This is a genomic window from Fibrisoma montanum, assembly GCF_003583365.1.
In the GTDB taxonomy this organism is placed as follows: domain Bacteria; phylum Bacteroidota; class Bacteroidia; order Cytophagales; family Spirosomataceae; genus Fibrisoma; species Fibrisoma montanum.
In genome coordinates, this window is the sequence record NZ_QXED01000006.1 from 253,324 (window position 1) to 276,650 (window position 23,327).

A 23,327-nucleotide genomic window follows, 5' to 3' on the forward strand; every position below is an offset into this window, starting at 1 on the left:
GGTCCGACTGGTCTATTACCTGATGGGTAATACCCGCACCACGCTCAATTTTTCCGATGAGCTCTTTATGCGCGACTTCGCCGTTAAATTCCAAGATTTTAGTGGCCAGCTACTAAGTACTGACAGCCACGATCGTTTTGTGAGCGACCTGGTTCATTCCGGCTGGCTGCTGGAGCAATAAAAAAGCCATGCGTCAGCGACACCTGGCTTTCTGATCAAATTTGTATGAAAATCCAAAAATCTTTGTTAGTTATTGACTGATGATTGGGGCCGGCCTGAGCAGATTACCCGAAAAGGTAATGGTCGAACCGCGCCGATCGCCGGGCTGATCACCCGTAGTGAATCGATATTTGAACGTGAGGGGCTCAGTGAGTGTGCCTACGCGTCGCCACAGGCCAGTGTTATCCTGCACCTCGACGACAAAGCGGTGATCACTCATCTCCCGCAGCTGGCCGCGGACCAGGGCTGAATCACCCGGGAAAAACACCGAGATCGATACCGACCAGACGGGGCCGTTATCGTCTTCCTGCTCATCTTCCACGTAACTTTTGGTGCCCTGCGTCCCGTATAAAGTAAACCAGGTATAGCCCAGCTTGAATAGAACAGGGTCGGAAAGTGGACCGTCGGTGGCCGGGATGGGCATAGAAGCGATGCCCACCACCGGCACAAAGCGGACGAGGTCGTTGCCGCCTATGTTATTACCACCGATGAAGTAGAGGTCCGTCATGGGTTCAAAACTGCCCATGATCGCAGGCCTGCACCGCGACACCCGCGATGACGCAACTAATTTTATCGACGTTTAATGGTATAATCCGCTTTACCCAGTACTGGCCGTTTGTCACGGTTCCTGCGTCTATAGTGGGGCGGGTGTTTGGGCGTTTCCTGCCTGTCCAGAACAACCTGTTCCTTTGTGGGCTTTGCAAGTTGGCGAAGCTCATCCAAGCTTGCAGTTGGAAAAGCCTTCTCGACAGCTGAGGCAAATGCCCGGCACTCCTCAAACGTTATCAGTAAAGTGTCGGCTAAGATTTGCTGCGCCTGAAGCAGACTTTCCGCTAGAAACGAATGGCTCGATCCGTTTGCTCCCCCAATGATGATTAGCCACGGGTTTTTGCCTGGCGACAGGTTTTCCATTTCTAATTCAAGGCTAGCATACAGTATAGAAATTAGTAATCCGTGGCGTTTTTATCAGCAATCCAGTTTACCCAGGCACGACCGGTCCACCGGCCGCAGCGCTCTCCTACCACTACCTGGTCGCCATCCTGGTATTTGACGTAGTTGAGGATTGAGGTTTCCACGTTGGCTACGTGCTCAGGATTGGCTACGTACACCAGCAGGTGAAATTCGGCCGAGTGGTAGGTTTTGTTTTCGTAGTACGGGGGATTATATACGTGCCCTTGCACGGTGCCCGGGCAGTAGCGGGTATGCCCAAAAATGGATTCGACGATAACAAAGACGATAAATAGCAGGACAATAATGCCTACAATCGATTTACCTGAATCATCCATACGGCCGGTAGTTTAGCGTGAACTAAACCTACCGGCCGTGAATGATCAGTACCGCGACACCCGCGATGACGCATTAAGCCGCCATCGCCGTAATTGGCTGAAAATGCAGCTGTTGGCTGATTTCCACGTCAAACTCATGGCCGCCTATCCCTTTGCGGTGACGAAGGTAGACCTGCCGTAGACTATGTTCTGACAGCTCGTCTTCCGAAAAGTCGTAGCGATCAGTGAACTGCTTAATGCGTTTCATAGGTAACTCATCCGGAGCGGCTTCGCAGTAGCAAACCATCTCGTTGAGGATGATGTAATCCACGAAATTGGAAAATACGTTCAGTTCAGCGATGTTCAGCAGGTACTGGTGGCGTGAGGGATGAAATTTACAAATGCCAACCCCGATATCAGCGGTGAAATCCTCGGGGGTTAAAATTCGCAGCCCTCCTGATCTGGGTCCCCGGTGTGAACCAGGGCGACTGTGCGTGCCACTCCAGAGACAAACTTTGCGTGCCTGAGCTAACATGTAGAGCATTAAGCCTGCGCCCTCACAATGAGCGGAGACCAACATAGGTTGAGGGTTACCGGCAGCGTCCTGAAGCTTGACGGCGATGTACTTTTTGACCCGGGGTAAAACCGGAAGTTCAAAAAGTACGGGATCAGAAAAGTGCATGTTACGGAGAAATACGGATCAACTACGAAAGATAAAGAGTTTCCTAAAGATATTTTAAATCCATGTTACCACGTAGGAACATAAATTTTTCTGTTTCTCCGTTTAATAAAGGAATCAGCCGTAAGAAGGCCTTTTCTGCGCAAAAAATCAGGATTTCAACCTATGCAATTAGTGAGTGTATCAGGTTAAAATTCAATTTAAAATTTTGTACTTAGCTTTAATACTGAGGTGTTACACTTGTAAAAAGATAATTATCATTACCCCCATTCCTCAGCGGGATCCAGCTTTTCCAATCACTAACATAGTCACCACGTACCTAGCACGGTGGAGGCGGATATGAAGCAGAGATACCCAGTGCGGTTTACATAATCGGTTCTCCGGGCGATGGACCGGGAGGTGGCAGGGGAGACGGTCCAGGAGGTGGTGGGGGCACAGCACTGATGCCAAAATGATTCTTTATCATTTTCAAGTCAGCAAGGGCGGTAGCCAAATCCCGTTGCAACGCTTTCAACAACTCTATTTGCTCAGCATTCGATTCGTTTTCCATGATACAAAAGTTTAGTTGAACACAAGAAATCACATGGCTGATAAATTCCCTCTACCAAAGTCAGACGAGTCTTTAGGCTAACGCTCATCATTTTGTCCATTAAGCGCTGATAGTAGCTACCTGTTAATTTATGAATTTATCAACCAGAAGTCAAATAGAGCTGTGATAATTCTGTACAAGCCAGGCATCATTCGGTTGTGGGATTGATCATCTAAGCCACCCGGTCATACTACAATGGGTCAACTCAACAACAGGGACTGTATAATGCCCACTGCTACGTTGAGAGTGAATCTCATTTTTGTTACCATCAATTAATTTAAAGTTTATTATTTATAAATTTTATTAATTATTTAACATTAAGTATATTGTATACTAAGCTAATAGTTTTAATATTGTTATAATTATTAACGTATATATTCAATAACTTAATCAAACAAACTTCATGAAAAACGCTTTTTTTACCCTTCTAGCTTTAGGGCTCTGTCAATTGACAGCAAAGGCTCAGCTAACAATTAGTATCACTGGCCCAGATAATAGTCCGAGCACTTGCACTCGGACTTTAACAGCCAACGTTTCGGGCGGTTCAGGCAACTACAGTTACACATGGGGAACTACGAACTCGTGTACACCGCCTAATAATACATCTAACTCTATCACAATCACTTGTGATAACAATAGTGTTGCTTATGTTTTTGTTACGGATAATGTAACTGGCGATTTCAATCGTTCAGTCAATGTAGCGGTAAATAAAATTATCCGCGGGCCGTTTAATGTATTCGTTCCGAACGTTTTTACGCCCAATGGGGATGGCATTAACGATACCTGGGGACCTGCCGGCGCAGACCCAAACCAACGAAACGCTCCCCTGAACGCCTACTTCGCACATATTGAAGGAGTGTGGAGTCAACAGCGCATGGTACAAGCGTTTAACTCAGATTTTTACGCAAACCCAGGCCAAACAGATGGTATTCTAGGCAATCAAGCAACTTGGAATGGAGGCAGCTACGCCAGCGGCTCCTATTTCTATACTTATGTTAGACTACAAAACTGTACTAACTCTCAGGAATACTTTACGAATGTCACTTTACTTAGATAAGTCAACTGATCATGAAAAACATTCTCATTACTCTCAGTCTGCTTTTTGCAGTACAAAGCATGGCTTGGTCACAAAACTTGAAGGTTTTACTTACGACCGGCAAAATTGAATATAAACCAGAAGCCAACTCAAAGGTCCGCACTGAATACAGAACCTTGAAGGCAGTTGTCCCGGATGGGAGTGGCGACTATACGTATACATGGGGAGCTTCAGAGCCGCAATACATCATTAGCGATAGGTCAACCGGCCAAGTAACGGCCTTGCTAAACGAAGAAGATGTACAATACCGGGTTTTCGTTGAAGATAAGAAGACAGGTAAATTAGGTTATGCTGCCATCAACTTCAAGAAAGTTCCTGTCGGAAAGTCAACCGTTCATGTGACTGTGTATCCTAATCCATCAGCAAATGATTTAACGATCCGTTTAGAAGGACAAGAATCAAAGAAGGTACCAACAAAAGTTGAGCTATTCAGCGAGAAGTCTTCGATCGCCATCCGTTCGGTTCCAAAAGATCAACTATCTTCAAGTCAGTATGTGATGAGTACATCTAACCTTGATCCAGGTGTCTATTATGTTCATGTACATTACGAAGACGAGCCAACACCCCAGCAAGTCCGTGTACTGATTAGTCGTTGATTAAACAATTTCAAAGCAAAACGAGTAGACAGAACTGTCTGCTACTCGTTTTGCTTTATCCATGTTTGTCATGAAAGCAATAGTAACCTTACTGGCTGTGGGAATGGTTTCGTGCATGGAATTATACCCAATACCTGAATCTCAACCTGTATTACCAGACCCACCGAGGCCCAGCACTCCACCAGTGTTTACTCCAAGTTGCCCTTCCTTGGATAAGAAAATACTTGGATCATGGAAATGCACAACCACTCGTTTGCTGAATGCTCGCGGGGGGAGTACCAATTATTCAGGACGTATAACCCTCAATGCGGACATGACCATGTTAGACCCAGATTCATTGTTAGGTTATAAAATAGAAGATGAGCCAGTTACTCGCAGGGCTTATACGCTAATTGGTGACTCGCTTATACTTTATGTCGCAGATCGTCTTGAACGGCAGGTGGGCGTAATTTTGGCGCTTCAAACCGATCACTGTGATAACCCTAAGTTTTTAACAACTGGTACTGGTGGTGCGATCACCGTACTAACTCGATAAAGAAAAGTTTATCTTGGTTGATTAAGCCGGTATTAGTTTCTAAATGCTAGGTGATCGCTAATTCATTAAAAACTTTGCGTTGTAATTTAGGTCTGTTTCCCATACTTTTTATGGGCTAAATTCGAATAACTCCATCTGCCCATCCCCCATGTACAGCAGGCCCACTTTAGGCTGCTCGTCTTCACTCTTGCGGGCGTAATAACCATCACCTTGGCAGGCCGACCGCCGGCGCAGGACGTTGCCGTCGACGAGCTTTTTGAGCACCTCACAGTATCCACCGATGGCATCCTTGTCAAAGTCGGCCCGGCGATTTTTCATCGTTACTACCCGTTTGTTTCCTTCGGTGATTTCTTCGCTTTCGGCCGGAATCGTGAAGTGCCGGCATGAGTAGCAGGGTTCGTTGGCTTTTTCCCATTCGTCATGGGAGCTCCAGCCGTAGCCGCTTTGGCCGAACCGGTTCATGATCCGGCTCATGTAGCTGCGCCCACCGCAGATGGGACCAACTCCTCGCTGAACGCTGGCCGGGTTAGTAAGCGGCCGGCCGCAGATTGCACAATTTGCCATGGTGCTGTACAGGGAAATGAACAGTGGATTAGCTATTTACGCCTGAGCATTTCGAACAGGTCATCAACACTATCCCGGCTCTTTTCACGTATCATCGATTTGGTCGTACTGAAGATGCTGTCGACGATTCGGCAGACGGCGTGATGTTTGGCTAGCAGATCCCCTATTGTATCACCTGGCAAAAGCTCATCGGCCTTCTGGGCCATTAGCCGGTGCAGGGTCGTGTGATCGTTCAAATTAGCCTCCACGTGCTTGCGCAGCGTATTGGTTAGCACGAGTTCGGCAAAGTAGAGCTGCAGCTTGATCATCAGCTCACCGGCCGCCGGGTTGCTCGTGTACATGGCCAGGTCTGACTTGCTTTCCGGATTGAACAGAATGTACTGCGCGAGAGAAAACGGATTGGGGTTCTGAGATTCCATGAACTAGGCGTTTAAGCGTTAAGAAATACCGCCAGGAGCGGTCAAATTTATATCGGGTAAAGCGCCAGTATGGCGCATGAACTGGGCCATCACATTCGTTGTCGAATTCATCATGCTGATGGCTGTAATCGGATCGTTGGTGCCAATGGCGGTCGACAGCCGATGCGGCTCCTGAGCCTCCTGAACGGTTAAAATGAATGCGTCAAAGCCACTGTCTAAAGTGAGTTCAAGCACTTTAGTGACCAGTTGCCGATACCGCTGCTGATACTCATCGTCGATTGATTCGCTTTCCCGGCTTACCGTGAAGTTGGCCTTAACGGCCCGTTCCTCAGACCCAGGCGGTTGGCGTTTTGTGGGTTCTTTAGTCTTCTTTTTCATGCCCAGTGTCGGTGAGTGAGTGGCCAGCATCGTTTTGGTTGGCAGGGTCACTGGCCAGGTCTTTTTTCAGCTCCCAGTAGCTGAAAATCTGGTTGAAGGCGATGTCGCGGTTGATGGTATAAATCGAATCGTCGGGCATCACAAACAGCAGTGATCCGTCGCGTTTGTTGGCCAGCACCTGGGCCCGGCCGTGATCGGAGTCGAACGTACCCAGCAGAGTGTACAGGGTTCGTCGCTGCTGCCGGTTAGGTCCTTTTGGCAGGTGTACGGCCGCGATGGGCACGATGTCGTCCCGCTTGGTTACTGAGGCCTCCTCGGCCGGGGGGGTCGGATTTTCTTGATTACTCATTGGTCGAATTGGGAGAAGAATGAAGAATATCCCCGCACAGCACATACGGGTTCGGGTACGTAGCAAAATCCCAGTTGTCAATCATCAGGCTATTGCGGAGCTGGCACTGCATGATGAAGCCCAGGTCTTCGAAGCGACCCATCAGCCACCACTCGACCTGCCCACCACCATCGAGACCTTTAGGATCTGGCGGGTAGTCGACGCCAACGGCTGCCAGGTACTGCTCCCGAGAAATCTGATAGGTGGCTGCCGGCACCTCCCGGGTAATCGTGCCGTTTTTATCGGCGATTTGAGCGGTTTGAAGCATGGTTTTAAGGGTTACATGTGGTCATAGAAATGGGAATCAAAATCTCGATCCTTATCCTCATCCGAGGAGTTCAATTGCCCAATAGGCAGGCAAAAGCCGATGGCTACGACGACAATACAGACAATAAGGCCGAGTACCAGGTCCAGCAAGGGGACCTGCGAATCATTGGTTTCCATGAAAAAAGGGGGTGTGTTATGTTGCTGATTGTTGATTACGTCGCCAGACGTGAACATTCCAGCGTTTAACCGTGCGGGCCTGGCCCGATTCAACCCGGTCCCAGACTTTCTCCTCGGCCGTGCGGGGCCGCTGAGCCTCCCGATCCTCCAGGACCAGGTTGATGATGCGTATTCGTTCCGTAATCCATTCGACCGGTGGCCGGCTGCGATCGCCCGCGCAGGCCGCATCGTGGTCACGCTCCAGGCCGGCGCGAACCTTGATCAGCAATCCCGTTGAAAACAGGCCGTAGAAGCCGAGTATCGATACCGGTGTACCGGCATTGAATTTTCGGAGTATTTCGTGGCGGAAGTCTTTAAGCGAGCTCATGCTGATACCATATTGTTATAGGCTTTGACGTAAAGCCCCCATTCGACTATGTATGGACAAGGCTTTTCAGGATGCTTATCACGAAATGCCTGTTCATCAAAACCGTACATGGTAACCGGCGACAAATCGAACATATCGACCAAATACCAATTGTCTTTGATCCAATGTGCATCCGGAAGAAAAGGTGAGTAAACTAACGCTTCCTCGGTCGGGTGATTAATAGCCTGGATATACAGAATGCTACCACTAGCCAAACAATAAAGCCGGTCTGGATCATAACGACAGTTAGGCTTTTTGGAACGGTCAAGGTTATAGCCCAAGATCATATTCTCCTGAGTTAGGAGTCCCGCTTCAGGCAGCCAATTATACCACTTCCACGTATTGACATTACGCTTGCGGTTACGTAGCTCCCAGGACGAAAACAGATTTAGTATCATGATGCTTTAGGGATAAATCGTTCGAGAAACAGCCTGACCCACAAGCGGCCGAATTGGCGCCAGATCGCCTAACAGGTAAGGTTCACTTGGATGCCGGTAGTTTACCATTGCCTGGTCGAGCCGGGCCAGGAGATCCTGCTCATAGCCCGTCAGGTTCGTGGCCAGCATCTCCTGGTAAAGCGCTTTGGCAACGGGTAGCGGTATACGTAGATTGTAAGCCTTTAGCGGATTTCGGGTCCGCCAGACCAGCAGGCGCTGCGTATTCCAGCTCTCCAGATACGGCCGCAGCACCAGCATGCTAAGGGGCTGGTCAGCCAGGGAAAGTCGGTGGCAATCACCGGTGCAGATCCTGAGAAAATTGATCAGCACTCGGATCTCAGACGGAAACACCTTCAGCCTCAACATATACGTTAGTCAAGACTGTTCACTTCCCGGAAATGAACGAGTGGAAGGATTTAGCAATTCTGCTTCCTGACTATAAGCACCCATTGCTGATGGGGCTATGGCAGATGCATCTGTAATCATCGGAAGAATCTGGGCAAACGGTTGCAGGGAGCGCAATACGCGACCGTCTTTCAGCCTAATCTCGGTCCCTTTGTCATAAAGACCGGTTATTGTGACAATTTCGGCCACATTAATCAGCATCATGCTATAACTAGTCTCAACAGACACGAGTAGGGCAATGAATTGCGGTTTCATACTTGTTGGGGTTTTGTAGTAGATATAAAATTTTATTTTCGGCTTGACGGATGCCTGCCGTACATCTTATTCAACTGATCGATGGCCAGCTGAGCGCCTTCCTGGGTCGGGGAGCTGTGCACCTGATGAATCAGCGCATTCTCGATGTCCGCGTTGAAGAGCTCAGGCTGAAAGTCGGCGTGCTTGGCAAACCAATCGTTCATGCACGTGGCCGAATACTTCTCATATCGGCTCTGGCAAAACTGGGTTAACTCCTCCAGGGTCTTGAAGGTGTACTTGCTGTGATCAAGCTCAGCCATATACTCCGCCTTCCGTACGTTCTTACGCCGATCCTCCACCGGTGGCATCGTGCCGGTTTGAATAAATTCGGTGTAATAAGCATTCAGAAACTGATTCAGGAACGTGTCCTTCTGTACCCAGTCAAACGTCTTGAAATCGTTTGAGCGCAGCTCAATGAGTTTCTTGTGGTATTCCTTGGGCAGGGCTTTGTTGTTCTCAAAAACCAGAATGGCATCACAACGCGTGAGATACGGCAGCAACGGGTTCATGAGCTTCCGGTGCAGGAGCACCACCTTATTTGGATTCTCAAAGCCCATACCCTTGCTATAGCCGTCCATCAGGCCTACTTTGTTCAGGGGATGACCAGGGGTCAGATACAGCTCCCAACGATACGTACTTCCGATGGGATCGGCTTCAAATTTGGGTGAGCCGGTATTGGGTCTGCGGGCGTAAGTCGCCGGTTGATTCATCATAGACGGTGTTAATTACAATTGATAGCGGACGTTGCGCGGGGCGCTAGGAGCCCGTATTTGACTTGTGCCGCGTGTTGATATGTGGATAAGTCGGGGGCCGTTTTTCGATTTTTTTTCGCGTGCTCCTAACTTAGTTAACCGTTAACCAAGGTTGACAACAGTTGAGACCTTGGACTAACCGGGACTAACTTTTTTACATACTCTACCCTAACCGAATAACTGCATAGCCGGGGCCAAAAAAAAGGTGGTCAGTAAGGGCAATAGTTATCCTGCCAGGCGCTGATTTTGATTTTTTTCAGCGACATTGCAGGTACGGGATGCGCGTACGATTCCTCACAGGCCTGATTTGCAACTCAGGCCCGGCATCCTGGGGCGATATGGTCCGCGGAACTAAGGGGGCGAGTGGATGTGTATCATGAATGTTGTAAATATGATAGAACCGGATCAGCCTGGGGGGACTACCCTCCAGCGCTGACTTCAAGCCAGCCGACGCTCTGTCGACTGCTGGTAGCGGGGGCCGGACTCGAACCGGCGACCTCGGGCTTATGAGACCCACGATCGGACCGCCGAAGCGGCTACCTACTGCTCCACCCCGCTTTGTATAATTAGGCGCGTTCTGCTAGATTTGAAGCTGTCGGCCCGGATCAGGCCACCGTGCGGTTCCCCGCCGGGACGCGGCCAGACCGACAGGCTTTACAATCGATCATTTACTCTTGTACGCTTCCTGCGACCGCTTCTGCCTCGGCCGCAAGTCCTTATCCGAATAGCGAAGCCTGGCAGGGTTGTTCTGCCTGGGGCAGCTTCTCCAGGGCTTTGTCTACTCGGATCTCCAGATTGCGGGCCTCGCTAAGTGCCAGGCCTGACTTCGTCCGGAAATATCGTTTCCGCTTCGGCGGTCCGATGGGCCTCACGCATAAGACGTACGTCCCTGATCAGCTCTTCAAGCTGTTGCGGTGTTGCTTCCATAGATTGGGTGATTTTGTAGGCGTTGGAATCGCTCTTCGCGGATCATGGCCGCACGGTCGTGCAGCATGGGAGCGAGTGTAGACAGGATTGTACTGGTAACGAACGTGCAATAAGCAAGCTGGTTGATGGTCTGGGGCTTTACGTGCTCATCGATCAGCCTGAAAGCTTCCTTCAGCAGGTAGCACTCATGCATTTTGCTCTCATCGCCTGATTGAATAAGGGCTGTCAGGAGCGACTCCACGTAGCGGGTCAACCCATCTGCAATTTTTGGTATCCGTCGGCCGAATTCCTCATCCACGCCAAAGTGCTCATAAACCATCCGATGGTAACCCTCCTCGAGCAGTTCGCTCATCGTCTCGAATTCAATTTGCATGGCAGCCGATCCGGATAAGGGTGTTAAACTTTGGGTAGAAGCTATTCCAGACCGTGAACCGCTTCAGCCGCAGGGCCTGCAGCGTTTTGCGAGCTTCCGCTTCGGTTAGGCTACCTGGGAAGGACATCTTTTCCAGGGTTTGGAAACGATCGATGCGGGCGTCGATCTGGTCGATGAGCTGCCAGCGTTCGGCTTTGCTCAACGCCTGATGGTCGGTGGAAATCAAATCGTCCGCCGAAAAACTGGCGAGCATTTGGGCTAGAGTGACCATATAGTTAAAGGTTTAACGGTTGTTTAGGTCTAGGTCGCCAGATTTGCAAGATCATCACGATGGCATGCAGAATCAGCCCCAGGGCGATCAAAAGACGCAGTTCGTAGCTGTGAAGGCTGGCAAAGTCAAGTAGCCGGGTTATCATAGCGCTTCCAGAATGGGATAGGTAACAGGTTCAGTTGAGCGGCCCGGCCGCTCCGAGCGAACCAGCTCCCGGATGCGTTGTGTCTGGTATTCGGCTAGGGCATCCCTGAGGGCCGGGTCATCGTCCAGGCGCTGCACCAACCGGCCGTCTTCGTCCAGCAGGCAGATGCCTACGATTTTGCTGGTTTCAATTCGCTCCAGCCAGGCGCGTTCGGTGTCGATAGTAGTGGTCATGGTGCGTTATAAAGGGTTTGCCTGCCGAATGGCGTCAATGGCTTGTTCTGACCGTTGATTCGCGGTAAGGTTAAGCACTACCGGCTTATCTTCCATATTTGCTTCAGACAGGCGGTGGTACTGACGCACGACGCAGTGCAGCAGCTCGGTGAGGTTCTCCCGAAGCTGGGTTTCGCTCCCACCGTCGTACGCCCCAGCTATTTTCACCAGCTTGATCAGCACACCAGGTGCTATCATGCTGTAGTAACCCATGGGCAATTCTGTATTTATAGAGGCCATAAACATGTACTGGCTTAAAGGCTAGTTAAACAGGCTCAGCGTCCCGTTCTCAGGGGCTGATTTGCGAGGCTTTGAGGGTGCCTTTAAACCAAACATGGGTGCTGACTCGGGCATAAGCCTAACAAAGACATCTCTCAAAGGAGCTTTAGCCATTCGTAGGTCATAATCAGCCTTACTAGCAGTTTCCCACCAGTAGCGAAACAGACCTATCTTTTTAAGCTCAAGGATAATTTCGGCCCGCAGCATAGGAGCCGCGCACCTGTAAGCAGCCCACAGCGCATTCTTGCTGGGATTGATTGTCGGTTGCTTCCGCATAACACCTACTGTTTTGTAACGCCCGTTGCATAAATTGGTAATAACCATTACAAAAAATGGTAATAGCCATTACTTGTTTTTGTAGTAATCATCACGAATATTTGTGCTGTATAGCACAAAAAATTGTTATGATTACACCCAAAAATCGGCACCATTTGTACAGACATTCTACGGTTGTGCGTGTTGTCTATCACGAATATCCGATGCAATTCTAATTCATTGGAATATTGTTTCCAAATTCTTTAGAATATTTTTCTAAATATTAGAAGGTTATGCTTGGAGAAAAATTAAAAAAGGCTGTAAATCAGTCCAGACTTACAGCTGATGAAGCAGCGAGAGGCTTAGGTGTAAGCGTGTCTAATCTATATGTGCTTTATAAAAAAGACACATTCAGTCTAGACTACGTGAAAAAGGCTTCTGAACTGCTGGGCGTCCCAATGTCATATTTTTTGGGAACAGAGATTGAGGGGGTAATAAAAACTCCAAAACGTAATGACTCTGAAGTGACAGCTCTAGGAGCTATTGCTGATGAGCTTAGAATATTAAGGGAGCAGCTACAAATTAAGGACCAGCAGATTGCTGGCCTACAACGCACAGTAGATGTGCTAGTGGGAAAGTCTGAGGGTGCCATCGTTGAACCGCTTTTCGCCGGGATGGATGACTTCGAACGGAAATTACTTCTTTATAGACTCGTTGGAGGTTTACAGATGAAGAAGTATAAGCAATCCTTACGTAGATCCAGGCCGGTGGCAAAGTTGGTGGCACCCCGTTAGCCTACGAGGTTAACACGGTGAATTTTAGCTTCTTAACCGCATTCCGTACGAATCCCTACGAGTGCACATTGATTATCAGCCAGTTACTATTTCAAATATAGTGACTGGCTTTTTGTTTTCAAAAAATTCTCAATAACAAATTACTTCTAGTAAATTAAAAAAATGTTTAGCTTAAATTAATTGTATTTATACAAATATGTAGTTATTATAATATTTATAAGAATACTTTTTTTCAAAAATTATTACAAATTCAATGCAACAATTTCTAAGTATTCATAAATTGTAAAATAAAATACTTAAGTTGCAACCACAAAGAAAATAGTATTGTCATAAAAAAAGCACAAAATACCTGTAATTTATATAAACATGTTAATTTATTAATTTTTCAAAAATAACGATTGCTGGTATGAAGCACATGTTGAAATTCAAATTATCTATAAGTTAAAATGTAAAACTTTTTCAAGTTTAATATTTGAACACATCACAATTTTTAGTGAAGGATTAATTTCAAACGAAGAACAAGAAGAGGAAATGGAAGCAAATGTTATATCGCTTAGGGATTTTTCAATTTCATATAACAGTTTAAACAATGATTTTTCAGTGGTCCGAGAGAACCTTATTGATGATATTGAAGAGCTTACAAAAAGAGGATATAAAATTATCATTATTGAAGGCAATGAAGGAAGTGGCAAAACTAATTTGCTTTTACAATATTCAAAAAAATACAATCAAAACACATTTACTTACTTTATAAACCCTTCATGTAGTTCAACATATAAACAAGACTACTTGATGGAGGATATAGGTAAACAATTGTATTTTTATGTTAAATCTGAAATTCCAGAAGATAACCTAATTATTGATGAGGGAAATTTCACAAATTTACTTTTTGAATTATTAAAATTGAATGGTAGGAAAAAACATCCAATATTTTTTGTATTAGATGGATTAGACCAAATCGAAAAAACGGATTTAGAACTACTAAAAACGACTTTACAAGCATTACCATGGAATACAAACAATTTCTATTTTATACTATCAGGTGACTCAAAAAAGATATTAAATAGTTTTAATAATATAAATCAAAATAGTACAAAAACCCTATGGGTAACAAGATTCACATTTGAAGAATGCAAACAATTTTTTAATATTAATAGTGATAATGAAAAAAGGTATTTAAGGGGAATTTATGACACATGGAAAGGACATCCAGAAGATTTAAGTCAAATTAAAGCAGTAATTGATAGTGGTGTAAGTTTGGAAGAGTTTGCAAATAATGACAGCATTAATGAGAAAAATGATTTGCTAGAAATATTGTGGGAAAAAAGTAATTTGAGTAAGTCCACTTTTGATGATGAAATAATTCAAACACTCTCAATCCTGACATTTAACGATAACGTTCAAAGTATTCAGAAAATAAGTGACATATTAAATAGCGAATTTAAATTAATTGAAAGTCGCCTAAAGAAATTATCATTTCTTTATATAAACAATGATAATGTTTATTTTTCATTTAAGTCATTTAAAAGCTTCTTGTCTAAAAAATTAAAAAAATACGAAAGAAATGCTTCGTCTATTTTAATTAATTACTATACAAAAAGAAACGATTTTGATTCAATTACAAATTTACCATCATTATATGATAGAGTTAAAAAATGGTCAGATATTATTGATATTTTATCAATAGAAAATTTTAAAGTTGTTATTAATAATAGCAGATCATTTTCTGAAATAAAAAATCAAATCACTTATGGCTATAGAGCTTCAATACATTTAAAAAAATCACCAGTAGATCTGTTCACTTTTTCGTTATATCGTAGCACTGTAATAGGGCTGCAAAAAAGTGATACAAAAGAGCAACAAATCAAAGCATTAGTTTCTCTTGGAAAACAGGATGATGCTTTTTCAATAATTTCGAGCACTTCTTTAAAAGAAGATCGACTCAAAATGCTCATAAATTATGTTAAAGAGTGTAAGCGACAACGCTTAAATATTGATGATTTGCTTGTTGAAGAAATTAAAAACTCTTTGGAAGAGGTAGATAGAGAGTATTTAAGAGAGAATGTCATAGAAATAGTGATAGGTCTTGCATACTTTCTTCCCGAATTTTCAGTTAAAATCATTGAAAAGGTTAGTGGTTTAAAAGCTGATGATAATTCCTTAGAATGGTTATTAGGTTACGTGGCAACAATTGTAAATTCAAACAAAATTGACGAAGAAAACGAAGATATATCAGTATCCAAAAATTCAGCAAATTCTCCTAGCAACGCTTTTTTAGAAAAATTTGCAAAATCAATTGGTTTCGGCATTGCTGATGTGGCTGAAGAAAATGTTATTAATTACATTAATGAAATAGATTCATTAACAGATAAAGTATATCTAATTAGAAACTGGATCAAAAAAAATCAAACTGCTTCAAATATTTATGAAATTATAGAATTTGCTATTTCTATATTATTACAAAGTTCATCAAATCAGAAACCAACAACAACAATATTGTTAGATATATTAAGTCCACTACCATATATAATAGATGACGCAAAAGTTCATTTATTAATAGACAAAATAGACGAATTAAGTCCTATAATTAATAGTCCTACAAGCGATAAAATTAAAGTCGATGCTTTGATAATTGAGAGTTTAATAAATTTTAACCTTGAAAAAGCAAATGAAAGAACTATTCTCTTAGAGAGTTATATAAATAATTTGACTGACTATTCAATTAAAGTTGAAGCTCTCGCAGTTCTTTGGGCACTAGTATTTAAAGCAGAAATTGATGGAAATACAAATTTAGATGACTTTATTTTAGATAAAAAATATGCACAAGATTCATTAATTAATTCTATCAAAGAACTACTTGAGTCCGTTGCTGATCATCATGGAGAATTGAAAAGCGTATTGCAAATTATTGCTGATAAAGACTTTGATTTAGCTATATCTATTGCAGAGATGTTAAATACTGAAGAAAGAAGATGTTTAGCAATAGAAGATTGTTTTGAGACTTATACTGAAAAAAATTTGATTAAATTTTGGGATGAAAAAACATTATATCAACAAATAAAAAAGGTAACAATCAACGAAATCTATTCTAATATAGTATATACAATATTCAGTTCAGCTAAAGATCAACAAGATGATACAAAAAACAACTTGAAAAAGATTGAAACTTTAGTACCTTTAATCAACAAAGTAGATGATGTTCCATTGAAATGCGCATTAATTACTGATGCAATCAGCTTACTTAAGCTTGAACCTACTGAATACACAAATATTAGGCCCAATTATAATAGGTTTATTAAAACACTTGAAGTTCATTTACAAACAATATGGAATAAGATTGATATTCCTTGGAAAAAGACTGTTGAAGGTTACAAAATTTGCTCAAAACTAGCAAAGTACAATAAAGTATTAGCAGAAGAATATTATTCACAAGCTGGACAAATCTCAGATGAATACTTAGTTGATAATGAATTTCATGCAAAAATATTCTTGGAATCAATAAGATTAATGATTAGATTTTATGGTGCAATTGTTGCGAATGATAAAGAGTATAAATTTGATAAAATTGAGAGTTTAATTAATCAATTACCCTCACGATTTGAGAAAGCACAATTATGGTCTGAACTTGCGGTAAGAACTAAGTTGGTCAATGCCGTTGAATTAGCCGAAAATATTGTCTCAAAAAAGGTAATTCCTTTAGTTAATTATTTTTACGATAAAAACGATAAGAATGATTATTTTAATATTTTAGCAATTTGTGCTTCAGCTATACATCAAACACAACCCGAAACTTTAAAATTATACCTTGATAACGTTCCAACCCACAGAAAGGAATGGATTATTTCGATTGTTTGTTACACACTAATAACAAAACAACATGAATTAGATCCTTATCATTCTACTGTTGGCCATTCAAAATTCAATTATCAAGATGCCACAGAATATATTAGCCTCTTGAACAATATTGACTCTGACGTAGAATTATACCAGCATATAAAAAGATTGTGTTACATTGGAAAGAAATATTCTAATAATTTTGTTAGAATACAAAAAGTAAATATCCATCATAGCCTCACTAAATTGATTAAAAATAAACTACCTAACTCAACAAGAGGAATTGTACATGATGGGTTTTCAATAGCTTGTGAAGCTTGTATTGAGCATTTTAACGTTAATACAACTACTCAAAGTATAATTAATAATTTTGATGAATTAGCATTGCGTACTTCAAAAATTCCAAATACAACTGATAGAGCTTATGTTTATGGTATACTAGCAACAGAATGTACAGTTGTCAAGAAGAAAAAAGAATTTATTGCACTAGCATTCAATGAAGCAGATAAAATTTTATCATTGAAAGAAAGGGTTGCAACAACTTTTAGGCTTTTAGAAATAACTAAAGAATTTAGCCGAGAAATATTAAATGAAAGAATTAATCTGATTAATGAAGAAATATACAAACTTGATTCTTCTGAAATGTTTCCATCATTTAGAAGATTAATTGACATTACCTATGGTGTTGATAAAACAGTAGCTCAAAGAGTAATATCGTCATTAGATTCAGATCCTGCAAGAAAAAAAATGGTAATTCCATCGAATAATCATTTTGAAAATTTAGAATTAGAGAAAACAGTTTCAAATGATTATACTCAATTTAGCCGTATCAAGAATAGAAAGCAGATGTCTGAAATTGCATTTGATTTATTAGGTGAATTAAATTCTAATAAACGTTTAAGTAAGGACATTAATCTATGTGATTCAATAATAAGATCCGCTTCAAAAATTCCTTTTCTATTTTCATTAAATTTATTTACGTTTTACACTCAAAATGCAATAAAAAATGAAGGCACTTCTAAAAATTTATTAATTCCTTTCTTTGAAGCAGCTTATTCAAATTCACGATTAACGTTTGATTTAATTTGCAATATCAGTGATAAAAATAATCAATTAACTTTTAATCAGTATAGTCATAAAAACAGCTTTCTTGCTCAACCGGGTACAAGAGAAGCTGCAATGAAGTACATTGGATCAATTATAAAAAGTTCAGCATCAAAAGAGATTTATATTGTTGATCCTTACTTTTCAATAAATGACATAACTTTTATTAAAAATATTTCTGAGTGGAGTTATGATTCAAAATTATACGTCTTAACTAGTGTTGAAGCAAAGGAAGAGTTTTCAAATTATTCTTTTACACAAGCTTGGAATAATATATCTTCAGAAAAGACTCCTAATGCTCTCTTTGTAAAAGCTTCTAATCAATTTAAAGAAACTCCTTTTCATGATCGATGGATTTTGCTATTAGATAAAAAAATTGGGATTAGATTAGGAACCTCAATTAAATCTATTGGAATAAAAAAAGTATCTGATATCTCATTAATGAATGAAGACGATGTGCTTGAAAGGTATGAAAATGTTGTATTACCCTTAATGATTCATAGAGTTCGTGAATATGAAGAACATTTAGTCAAATATGAATCCTTCGATTTTTAATAATTAAAACTTTTAACTATTGAAATATTTTTTTTTATATGAGCTGTTCATGTTTAAAAAAAAAACAATGAATTGTTTAACATAACCTACTTAAACACATTTATCAATACCTTTCGTAATTATAGGTTACCGTATTGATTAGTTTGTTATCAACATAACGAGCAGCTTTTTCCATCTTACCCTCAGTGTCGTAGGTAAGTTCAAATTTGATTACAGCATTTTGAGGGGTATGCGTTCGATCAAAGTAGGTTCCTCCGACTGCATTATTAGCGCCCATGTAATAGGCCTCAGCTATTGGCATTGGCAGGTTGGCAATTTTGGCATAATTGGCCTTGTTATCATAATTCATCGTTTCGACAACCGCTCCGTTAATTTGACTCCATTCTACAATGTTGTCATTTCCATCATATTTATAGGTGTCTACCGAAGTATTGCCCGCTGTAGTAACACTTTCTTTGACAGGGCGATTCTTGGCATCATATTCCAATATATAGGTTTTCACCCTGCTGCCTTCAATTTCCTTAAATTTCGGAACGGTATTTGGCTTATTGCTGGTGCCGGGTCTCTACGTCATCTTTGCCGGACTGGCCAGCCCGATAAAGCCTAATCGTCTAAAGCAACGTCAAACCGCATCAACCAAAGATCAGACTAACGGTGCCCTACGTCAAACGTCATAAGCAGCTCGTCTTTTTTTAGGCCTCACGCAGCATTGTAAGAACGGAAAGCTCTACAACTTATCGTCGTAAGTGTCTCCACCTAGTAAGGCAAAGGCTTCCTGTTCTTTTTTGGTTAAACCGTAACCAATAGCAATCCGTAAGCTGTTAGGGCTTGAAGAACGGTACGTATCCGATTTGGTTAGTACCAAAAAGCAATCTTCGTTGATATGCGCTACCCAGATTGGTTTAAGCCCGGAAAAGTCTCCTCTCGATTCAGTAAATTGCAACGGTTTAAGGGGCTGTTTATAGTATTGTTCTAAAGCGGTTTTGACTGAGTCAAACTTACTTTCCTTGTTGCTCAGAAACATGACGACTCCATGAGAGGGGCTGTCAGGATACCGATTGGATTTGCTATCAAATCCCGAAGTGTCAAACCACCATTCCGTTTTAATGGATTGTGTCGAATCAACAAACCGATCATAACCAACACCAACAGTACGTCCATCAGGATACTCCTTCTGCAACTCCGCTACGGTTATGGGAAAACGAATGGAGTAGCCGGCCAGTTGGGTCTGAAAAGGTTTAGGCGTGTGGCCATGTCCGCACCCGCAAAGCAATAGCAACAAACTTATTCTTAGATACATCAACTTTCGTTTCAATGGTTTGTGGGGGTTGGATGAGCAGCACCCAGTCTTTTTACAACTATGTTGAACTTATTGATAATTATGGCTTTGTCGAGTCATCTTCCATGGTTAAATACCATTTGACGGACTTTTACTGTTTCTTGAAGTCCTTTAGCCAAACCCAAATGTAACTAAACATCGTAAATAAATCTACTTCTGTATTTCAAAACGACAATACTCATCACCCACGAGTCCGCACGTATCAGTGGCCGCTTCAGATGAAGTGTCTTTTTATTTTCATGCAGGTTTAGCTCCTCGCCAGATGCATTCCGCTCATACAAGCGGCCTCCAACATTACCAATCTATTAAGAGTGCCTCCCTACCGTTCGTAATGGATGGCGCCTGTCTACTTTTGGGGTTTCAAACCGACTTCTCAAATCAAACAAGTCACTTGACTAAGGGTCCATTCCCGGTTGGTCGGGTGTTTTTGATACCCATGAACAAACAACTTCTGTCGGCCCTATTCCTATGGCTCTGCTTGGCTTATCTGGCCAGCGCTCAGTCTGCAGGAAGCTACTCCCCTGCCCAGGCGCATTCGCACAACGATTATGAGCAGACTATTCCGTTCTGGCAGGCTTACGACCAGCAGTTTGGCTCGATTGAAGCCGACATCTACGCCCGTGACGGTCAGCTTTACGTAGCCCATGCTCCGGCTGATATTAAGCCCTCCCGGACGTTAGAAGCGTTGTACATCAACCCAATGGTCGAAAAAGTACGGGCAAACAAGGGAAAAGTGTACGCCGATGCTGGGTACGGTTTACAGTGGCTGATCGACCTGAAAACACCGGCTTCGGTGTCGTTACCGCTGCTGGTACGTTCGCTCAGCGCCTATCCCGACGTGTTTGGTCCGGGCGGTCCGGTAAAGGTGGTCGTGAGTGGCAATGTGCCGAAACCCGATCAGTTTGCCAGTTACCCTAACTGGATCCAGTTCGATGGTCGGCCAGATGCTGCCTACACGCCGGAACAACTGGCGCATGTCGGTCTGATCAGTCAGGACTTCAAGAAGTACACGCGCTGGAATGGCAAAGGGCTGATCGTCAAAAAAGAGCGGGAACAGATTCAGCAGGTTATCCGGCAGGTACACCAGCAAGGTAAAAAAATCCGGTTCTGGGCTACCCCCGACAACGTAAACACCTGGAAAGCGCTGATGAATCTGGGCGTCGACTACATCAACACCGACCAGATTGCCGGTCTTGGCCATTTTTTACAACAACGCCAGACGGCCGAATACCTGAACCCGACCCCGCATACGCTCTATCAGCCGACCTACCGCAACAACGACAGTCGCAGCCGCGTCCGGAACGTGATTCTGCTGATCGGCGACGGTATGGGGCTGGCCCAGATTTACGCCGGACTGACTGCGAACCGGGGTGATTTGAACCTGGCTAAACTCCTGAACATCGGGTTTTCGAAGACCAGCGCGGCCGATACGTACATCACCGATTCGGCGGCCGGCGCAACGGCGATGGCAACGGGACACAAAACGAACAACCGTGCCATTGGCGTTGATTCTACGGGTAAATCCGTATCGGCGATTCCAAGCCTGATCCGGAAATGGAACATGGTGAGTGGACTCATCTCGGCCGGCGCCATCACCGACGCTACGCCAGCCGCGTTTTACGCCCACGAGCCCGATCGCATGTTTGAGCGGGAGATTGCCCATGATTTCCTGCGCGAACCGGTCGACATCCTCATCGGGGGTGGCTATCGGTATTTTAAAGAAGAAAACGTGCTGGATACGCTCCGGCAACGGGGCTATCAGATCGGCACGGCGTTTGACCAACTGGCCAGTCTGAAGCGCCCGTTTGTGCTGCTGGACGATCAATCGGTCGTAGCGATGAACAAAGGCCGGAAGGACTTTCTGCAGAAAAGCCTGCAAAAAACGCTGAACGAGCTGAAGGCTAACAAGGCGGGCTTTTTCGTGATGGCCGAAGGTGCTCAGATTGACTACGGCGGCCACTCGAACGACGTGCGCTACGTAGTGCAGGAGATGCTCGACTTTGATCAGACCATTGGCGATGCCATTCGGTTTGCGGACTCGAACGGCGAAACGCTGGTGATCGTCACGGCCGACCACGAAACGGGCGGGCTCAGTCTGCTGGATGGCGACCTGAAGCGCGGGTACGTTGATGGCCACTTCAGCACCAACGACCACTCGGGTATTATGGTGCCGGTCTTTGCGTACGGGCCACACTCCCTGGATTTTCGCGGTGTTTATGAAAACACTGACATCCAACGAAAAATCATGACTATTTTGCAACAGTACCAGTCGTCTAATTAACCGTTCTCTCACAAGCATTCACCCCGAATGAAACCTATTCTTTTACTCATAGCCATTGCGTCTGGTCTGCTTTCGGCTCGGGCGCAGACGCACAAAGACTACCCGCCATCGGTGTATCCGGATCGGGTCATTCTGGGCTGGCAGGGCAATCCGGCTACGTCCCAATCGGTCAACTGGCGAACCGACTCGACGGTCAGCAACGCAGTCGGAGCCATTGCGGAAGCCGACCCGTCACCTGATCTGGCCACCAAGGCAACAGTTGTGCCGGCCACCACCGAACGCGTCGTGATTGACGACAAAACGGTACTCTACCATACCGTTCACTTTACCAACCTCAAACCGGCTACCCAATACAACTACCGGGTGGGCGATGGTACGCACTGGACGGAGTGGTTTCAGTTCAAAACAGCGCAGGACAAACCTGCTCCGTTCTCATTTCTGTACTTTGGCGATGCGCAGAATGACATCCGGTCGCTCTGGTCGCGGGCCATTCGCGGGGCGTATTCCAAACTGCCAACTGCGAGCCTGATGATCCATGCGGGCGATCTGATCAATAATTCGAATATCGACTGGCAATGGGGCGAATGGTTCGAAGCGGGCGGCTGGCTCAACGGCATGGTCCCTACCCTCGCCACGCCCGGCAACCACGAGTACTTCAGAAATGAGCAGGGCAAGCCGAGCGTATCGAAACACTGGCGCCCTTCGTTTGTGCTGCCCACGAACGGCCCCGCCGGCTTTGAAGAAACGGCGTATTACATTGACTATCAAGGTACGCGATTTATTTCCCTGAACTCGCAACTCGCCATTGTTGATTCATCAGCGATGAAAACCCAGGCAAACTGGCTTGAGCAGGTCTTGAAAACCAACCCCAATCGCTGGACGGTAGTGACGCACCACCACCCCGTTTATTCAACCGCCAAAGGGCGCGACAACCGTACTTGGCGGGAACGCATGGAGCCGATTTACAAGCAATACAAGGTCGATCTGGTACTGCAGGGCCACGATCATACCTACGGCCGGGGCTTGAATATGCCGCTCGGCAAGAGCCGAAAGCATCCCGACGGCCCTATCTACGTCGTGTCGGTCAGCGGCCCAAAAATGTACGACCTCGGCTTGCAGGACTGGATGGACCGGGCGGCTTCGAACACGCAGTTGTACCAAACCATTACGATCAACGGCGATAAGCTGACGTATCAGTCGTACACGGTAACGGGTGAACCTTACGATTCCTTTGAGCTTGTTAAGAACAGTAAAGGCCAGAACACGCTCACCGATCAGTCGCCGGTGCTACCCCCCGAGCGGCTCGAACTTCCCGTCGAGTACCAGAAACGCTACAAGCCCGAACAGATGGACGAGTATCGAAACCGGTTTCAGGAGTACAAAGCCCGGAAACAGGCTAAGAAAGACTAACGAAAATGGGGGCCGGTTTTGA

29 protein-coding genes and 1 tRNA gene are annotated in these 23,327 nt (G+C 44.3%); 8 read left to right on the forward strand and 22 right to left on the reverse strand.

What is annotated here, in order from left to right; genetic code table 11:
* Window positions 1-22 precede the first annotated feature (22 nt).
* Window positions 23-181 (forward strand): hypothetical protein, encoded by a 159-nt coding sequence (locus tag DYU11_RS33310; RefSeq protein WP_158600334.1) that lies wholly within the window; start codon window positions 23-25, stop codon window positions 179-181.
* Window positions 182-250: 69 nt separating this feature from the next.
* Here DYU11_RS33310 and DYU11_RS21110 read toward each other — a convergent pair whose 3' ends face one another.
* The 4 genes from DYU11_RS21110 to DYU11_RS33315 all read right to left on the reverse strand — a co-directional run bounded on the left by DYU11_RS21110 (window position 251) and on the right by DYU11_RS33315 (window position 2,713).
* Window positions 251-727, reverse strand: a complete 477-nt coding sequence (locus DYU11_RS21110) for a hypothetical protein (RefSeq protein WP_119669712.1) — start codon at window positions 725-727, stop codon at window positions 251-253.
* A gap of 436 nt (window positions 728-1,163) precedes the next feature.
* Window positions 1,164-1,505 (reverse strand): hypothetical protein, encoded by a 342-nt coding sequence (locus DYU11_RS21120; RefSeq protein WP_119669714.1) that lies wholly within the window; start codon window positions 1,503-1,505, stop codon window positions 1,164-1,166.
* Window positions 1,506-1,578: 73 nt separating this feature from the next.
* Window positions 1,579-2,166 carry a hypothetical protein gene (locus tag DYU11_RS21125; RefSeq protein WP_147367990.1) on the reverse strand — a complete coding sequence of 196 codons (588 nt, stop codon included), beginning with the start codon at window positions 2,164-2,166 and terminating at the stop codon, window positions 1,579-1,581.
* A gap of 361 nt (window positions 2,167-2,527) precedes the next feature.
* A complete protein-coding gene (locus DYU11_RS33315) occupies window positions 2,528-2,713 on the reverse strand; it encodes a hypothetical protein (RefSeq protein ID WP_158600335.1) in 186 nt (61 codons plus the stop codon).
* 442 nt (window positions 2,714-3,155) lie between these two features.
* On the opposite strand from DYU11_RS33315, the gene DYU11_RS33020 reads away from it, so the two are divergent.
* From DYU11_RS33020 to DYU11_RS33320, 3 genes are all read left to right on the forward strand, one after another.
* A complete protein-coding gene (locus DYU11_RS33020) occupies window positions 3,156-3,809 on the forward strand; it encodes a T9SS type B sorting domain-containing protein (protein WP_147367991.1) in 654 nt (217 codons plus the stop codon).
* 11 nt (window positions 3,810-3,820) lie between these two features.
* Window positions 3,821-4,444, forward strand: coding sequence for a T9SS type A sorting domain-containing protein (locus DYU11_RS21130; RefSeq protein WP_119669716.1), 624 nt, complete (start codon window positions 3,821-3,823; stop codon window positions 4,442-4,444).
* A 70-nt stretch (window positions 4,445-4,514) separates the two neighbouring features.
* Entirely contained in the window at window positions 4,515-4,979 is a 465-nt protein-coding gene (locus tag DYU11_RS33320; RefSeq protein WP_158600336.1) for a hypothetical protein, read from the forward strand.
* A 108-nt stretch (window positions 4,980-5,087) separates the two neighbouring features.
* On the opposite strand, the gene DYU11_RS21135 is transcribed toward DYU11_RS33320, so the two are convergent.
* From DYU11_RS21135 to DYU11_RS21205, 16 genes are all read right to left on the reverse strand, one after another.
* Complete coding sequence (locus tag DYU11_RS21135; RefSeq protein ID WP_147367993.1) at window positions 5,088-5,543, reverse strand: DUF6011 domain-containing protein; 456 nt, start codon at window positions 5,541-5,543, stop codon at window positions 5,088-5,090.
* Between the two features lie 32 nt (window positions 5,544-5,575).
* Window positions 5,576-5,962, reverse strand: a complete 387-nt coding sequence (locus DYU11_RS21140) for a hypothetical protein (RefSeq protein ID WP_119669718.1) — start codon at window positions 5,960-5,962, stop codon at window positions 5,576-5,578.
* Between the two features lie 18 nt (window positions 5,963-5,980).
* Window positions 5,981-6,340 (reverse strand): hypothetical protein, encoded by a 360-nt coding sequence (locus tag DYU11_RS21145; RefSeq protein WP_119669719.1) that lies wholly within the window; start codon window positions 6,338-6,340, stop codon window positions 5,981-5,983.
* Entirely contained in the window at window positions 6,324-6,689 is a 366-nt protein-coding gene (locus DYU11_RS21150) for a hypothetical protein (protein WP_119669720.1), read from the reverse strand. Before DYU11_RS21150 ends, DYU11_RS21145 begins: the two co-directional genes overlap by 17 nt.
* On the reverse strand, window positions 6,682-6,996 hold the full coding sequence (locus DYU11_RS21155) for a hypothetical protein (protein ID WP_119669721.1): 315 nt from the start codon (window positions 6,994-6,996) through the stop codon (window positions 6,682-6,684). Before DYU11_RS21155 ends, DYU11_RS21150 begins: the two co-directional genes overlap by 8 nt.
* A gap of 11 nt (window positions 6,997-7,007) precedes the next feature.
* Window positions 7,008-7,172: a hypothetical protein gene (locus DYU11_RS33030; protein WP_158600337.1), complete on the reverse strand. Its 165-nt coding sequence runs from the start codon at window positions 7,170-7,172 to the stop codon at window positions 7,008-7,010.
* Window positions 7,173-7,188: 16 nt separating this feature from the next.
* Complete coding sequence (locus DYU11_RS21160; protein ID WP_119669722.1) at window positions 7,189-7,539, reverse strand: hypothetical protein; 351 nt, start codon at window positions 7,537-7,539, stop codon at window positions 7,189-7,191.
* A complete protein-coding gene (locus DYU11_RS21165; protein ID WP_119669723.1) occupies window positions 7,536-7,976 on the reverse strand; it encodes a hypothetical protein in 441 nt (146 codons plus the stop codon). Before DYU11_RS21165 ends, DYU11_RS21160 begins: the two co-directional genes overlap by 4 nt.
* Window positions 7,977-7,982: 6 nt before the next feature.
* Window positions 7,983-8,381, reverse strand: coding sequence for a hypothetical protein (locus tag DYU11_RS21170; protein WP_147367995.1), 399 nt, complete (start codon window positions 8,379-8,381; stop codon window positions 7,983-7,985).
* A 9-nt stretch (window positions 8,382-8,390) separates the two neighbouring features.
* Complete coding sequence (locus DYU11_RS21175; RefSeq protein ID WP_119669725.1) at window positions 8,391-8,675, reverse strand: hypothetical protein; 285 nt, start codon at window positions 8,673-8,675, stop codon at window positions 8,391-8,393.
* Window positions 8,676-8,707: 32 nt separating this feature from the next.
* Complete coding sequence (locus DYU11_RS21180; protein ID WP_147367996.1) at window positions 8,708-9,427, reverse strand: hypothetical protein; 720 nt, start codon at window positions 9,425-9,427, stop codon at window positions 8,708-8,710.
* A 505-nt stretch (window positions 9,428-9,932) separates the two neighbouring features.
* A tRNA-Met gene (locus DYU11_RS21185) sits at window positions 9,933-10,024 on the reverse strand.
* Window positions 10,025-10,367: 343 nt separating this feature from the next.
* The gene (locus DYU11_RS21190; protein WP_147367997.1) at window positions 10,368-10,745 is read right to left on the reverse strand and encodes a hypothetical protein; all 378 of its coding nucleotides are present in this window, start codon (window positions 10,743-10,745) and stop codon (window positions 10,368-10,370) included.
* A gap of 10 nt (window positions 10,746-10,755) precedes the next feature.
* The gene (locus tag DYU11_RS21195; protein WP_147367998.1) at window positions 10,756-11,037 is read right to left on the reverse strand and encodes a hypothetical protein; all 282 of its coding nucleotides are present in this window, start codon (window positions 11,035-11,037) and stop codon (window positions 10,756-10,758) included.
* Window positions 11,038-11,178: 141 nt separating this feature from the next.
* A complete protein-coding gene (locus tag DYU11_RS21200) occupies window positions 11,179-11,415 on the reverse strand; it encodes a hypothetical protein (protein WP_119669729.1) in 237 nt (78 codons plus the stop codon).
* A gap of 6 nt (window positions 11,416-11,421) precedes the next feature.
* The gene (locus DYU11_RS21205) at window positions 11,422-11,652 is read right to left on the reverse strand and encodes a hypothetical protein (RefSeq protein WP_147367999.1); all 231 of its coding nucleotides are present in this window, start codon (window positions 11,650-11,652) and stop codon (window positions 11,422-11,424) included.
* Between the two features lie 629 nt (window positions 11,653-12,281).
* Here DYU11_RS21205 and DYU11_RS21215 point away from each other — a divergent pair.
* The gene (locus DYU11_RS21215) at window positions 12,282-12,782 is read left to right on the forward strand and encodes a helix-turn-helix domain-containing protein (RefSeq protein WP_119669732.1); all 501 of its coding nucleotides are present in this window, start codon (window positions 12,282-12,284) and stop codon (window positions 12,780-12,782) included.
* A gap of 531 nt (window positions 12,783-13,313) precedes the next feature.
* Window positions 13,314-18,275 carry an ATP-binding protein gene (locus tag DYU11_RS21220; protein WP_119669733.1) on the forward strand — a complete coding sequence of 1,654 codons (4,962 nt, stop codon included), beginning with the start codon at window positions 13,314-13,316 and terminating at the stop codon, window positions 18,273-18,275.
* Between the two features lie 103 nt (window positions 18,276-18,378).
* Here the strand turns inward: DYU11_RS21220 and DYU11_RS21225 are convergent, their stop codons facing one another.
* Together DYU11_RS21225 and DYU11_RS21230 are read right to left on the reverse strand one after the other, a co-directional pair.
* Window positions 18,379-18,777, reverse strand: coding sequence for a hypothetical protein (locus tag DYU11_RS21225; protein ID WP_147368000.1), 399 nt, complete (start codon window positions 18,775-18,777; stop codon window positions 18,379-18,381).
* 225 nt (window positions 18,778-19,002) lie between these two features.
* Window positions 19,003-19,590: a hypothetical protein gene (locus DYU11_RS21230; protein WP_147368001.1), complete on the reverse strand. Its 588-nt coding sequence runs from the start codon at window positions 19,588-19,590 to the stop codon at window positions 19,003-19,005.
* Window positions 19,591-20,050: 460 nt separating this feature from the next.
* On the opposite strand from DYU11_RS21230, the gene DYU11_RS21235 reads away from it, so the two are divergent.
* Together DYU11_RS21235 and DYU11_RS21240 are read left to right on the forward strand one after the other, a co-directional pair.
* Window positions 20,051-21,895: an alkaline phosphatase gene (locus tag DYU11_RS21235; protein WP_119669736.1), complete on the forward strand. Its 1,845-nt coding sequence runs from the start codon at window positions 20,051-20,053 to the stop codon at window positions 21,893-21,895.
* 27 nt (window positions 21,896-21,922) lie between these two features.
* Window positions 21,923-23,305: a purple acid phosphatase family protein gene (locus DYU11_RS21240; protein ID WP_119669737.1), complete on the forward strand. Its 1,383-nt coding sequence runs from the start codon at window positions 21,923-21,925 to the stop codon at window positions 23,303-23,305.
* The last annotated feature ends 22 nt before the right edge of the window (window positions 23,306-23,327 follow it).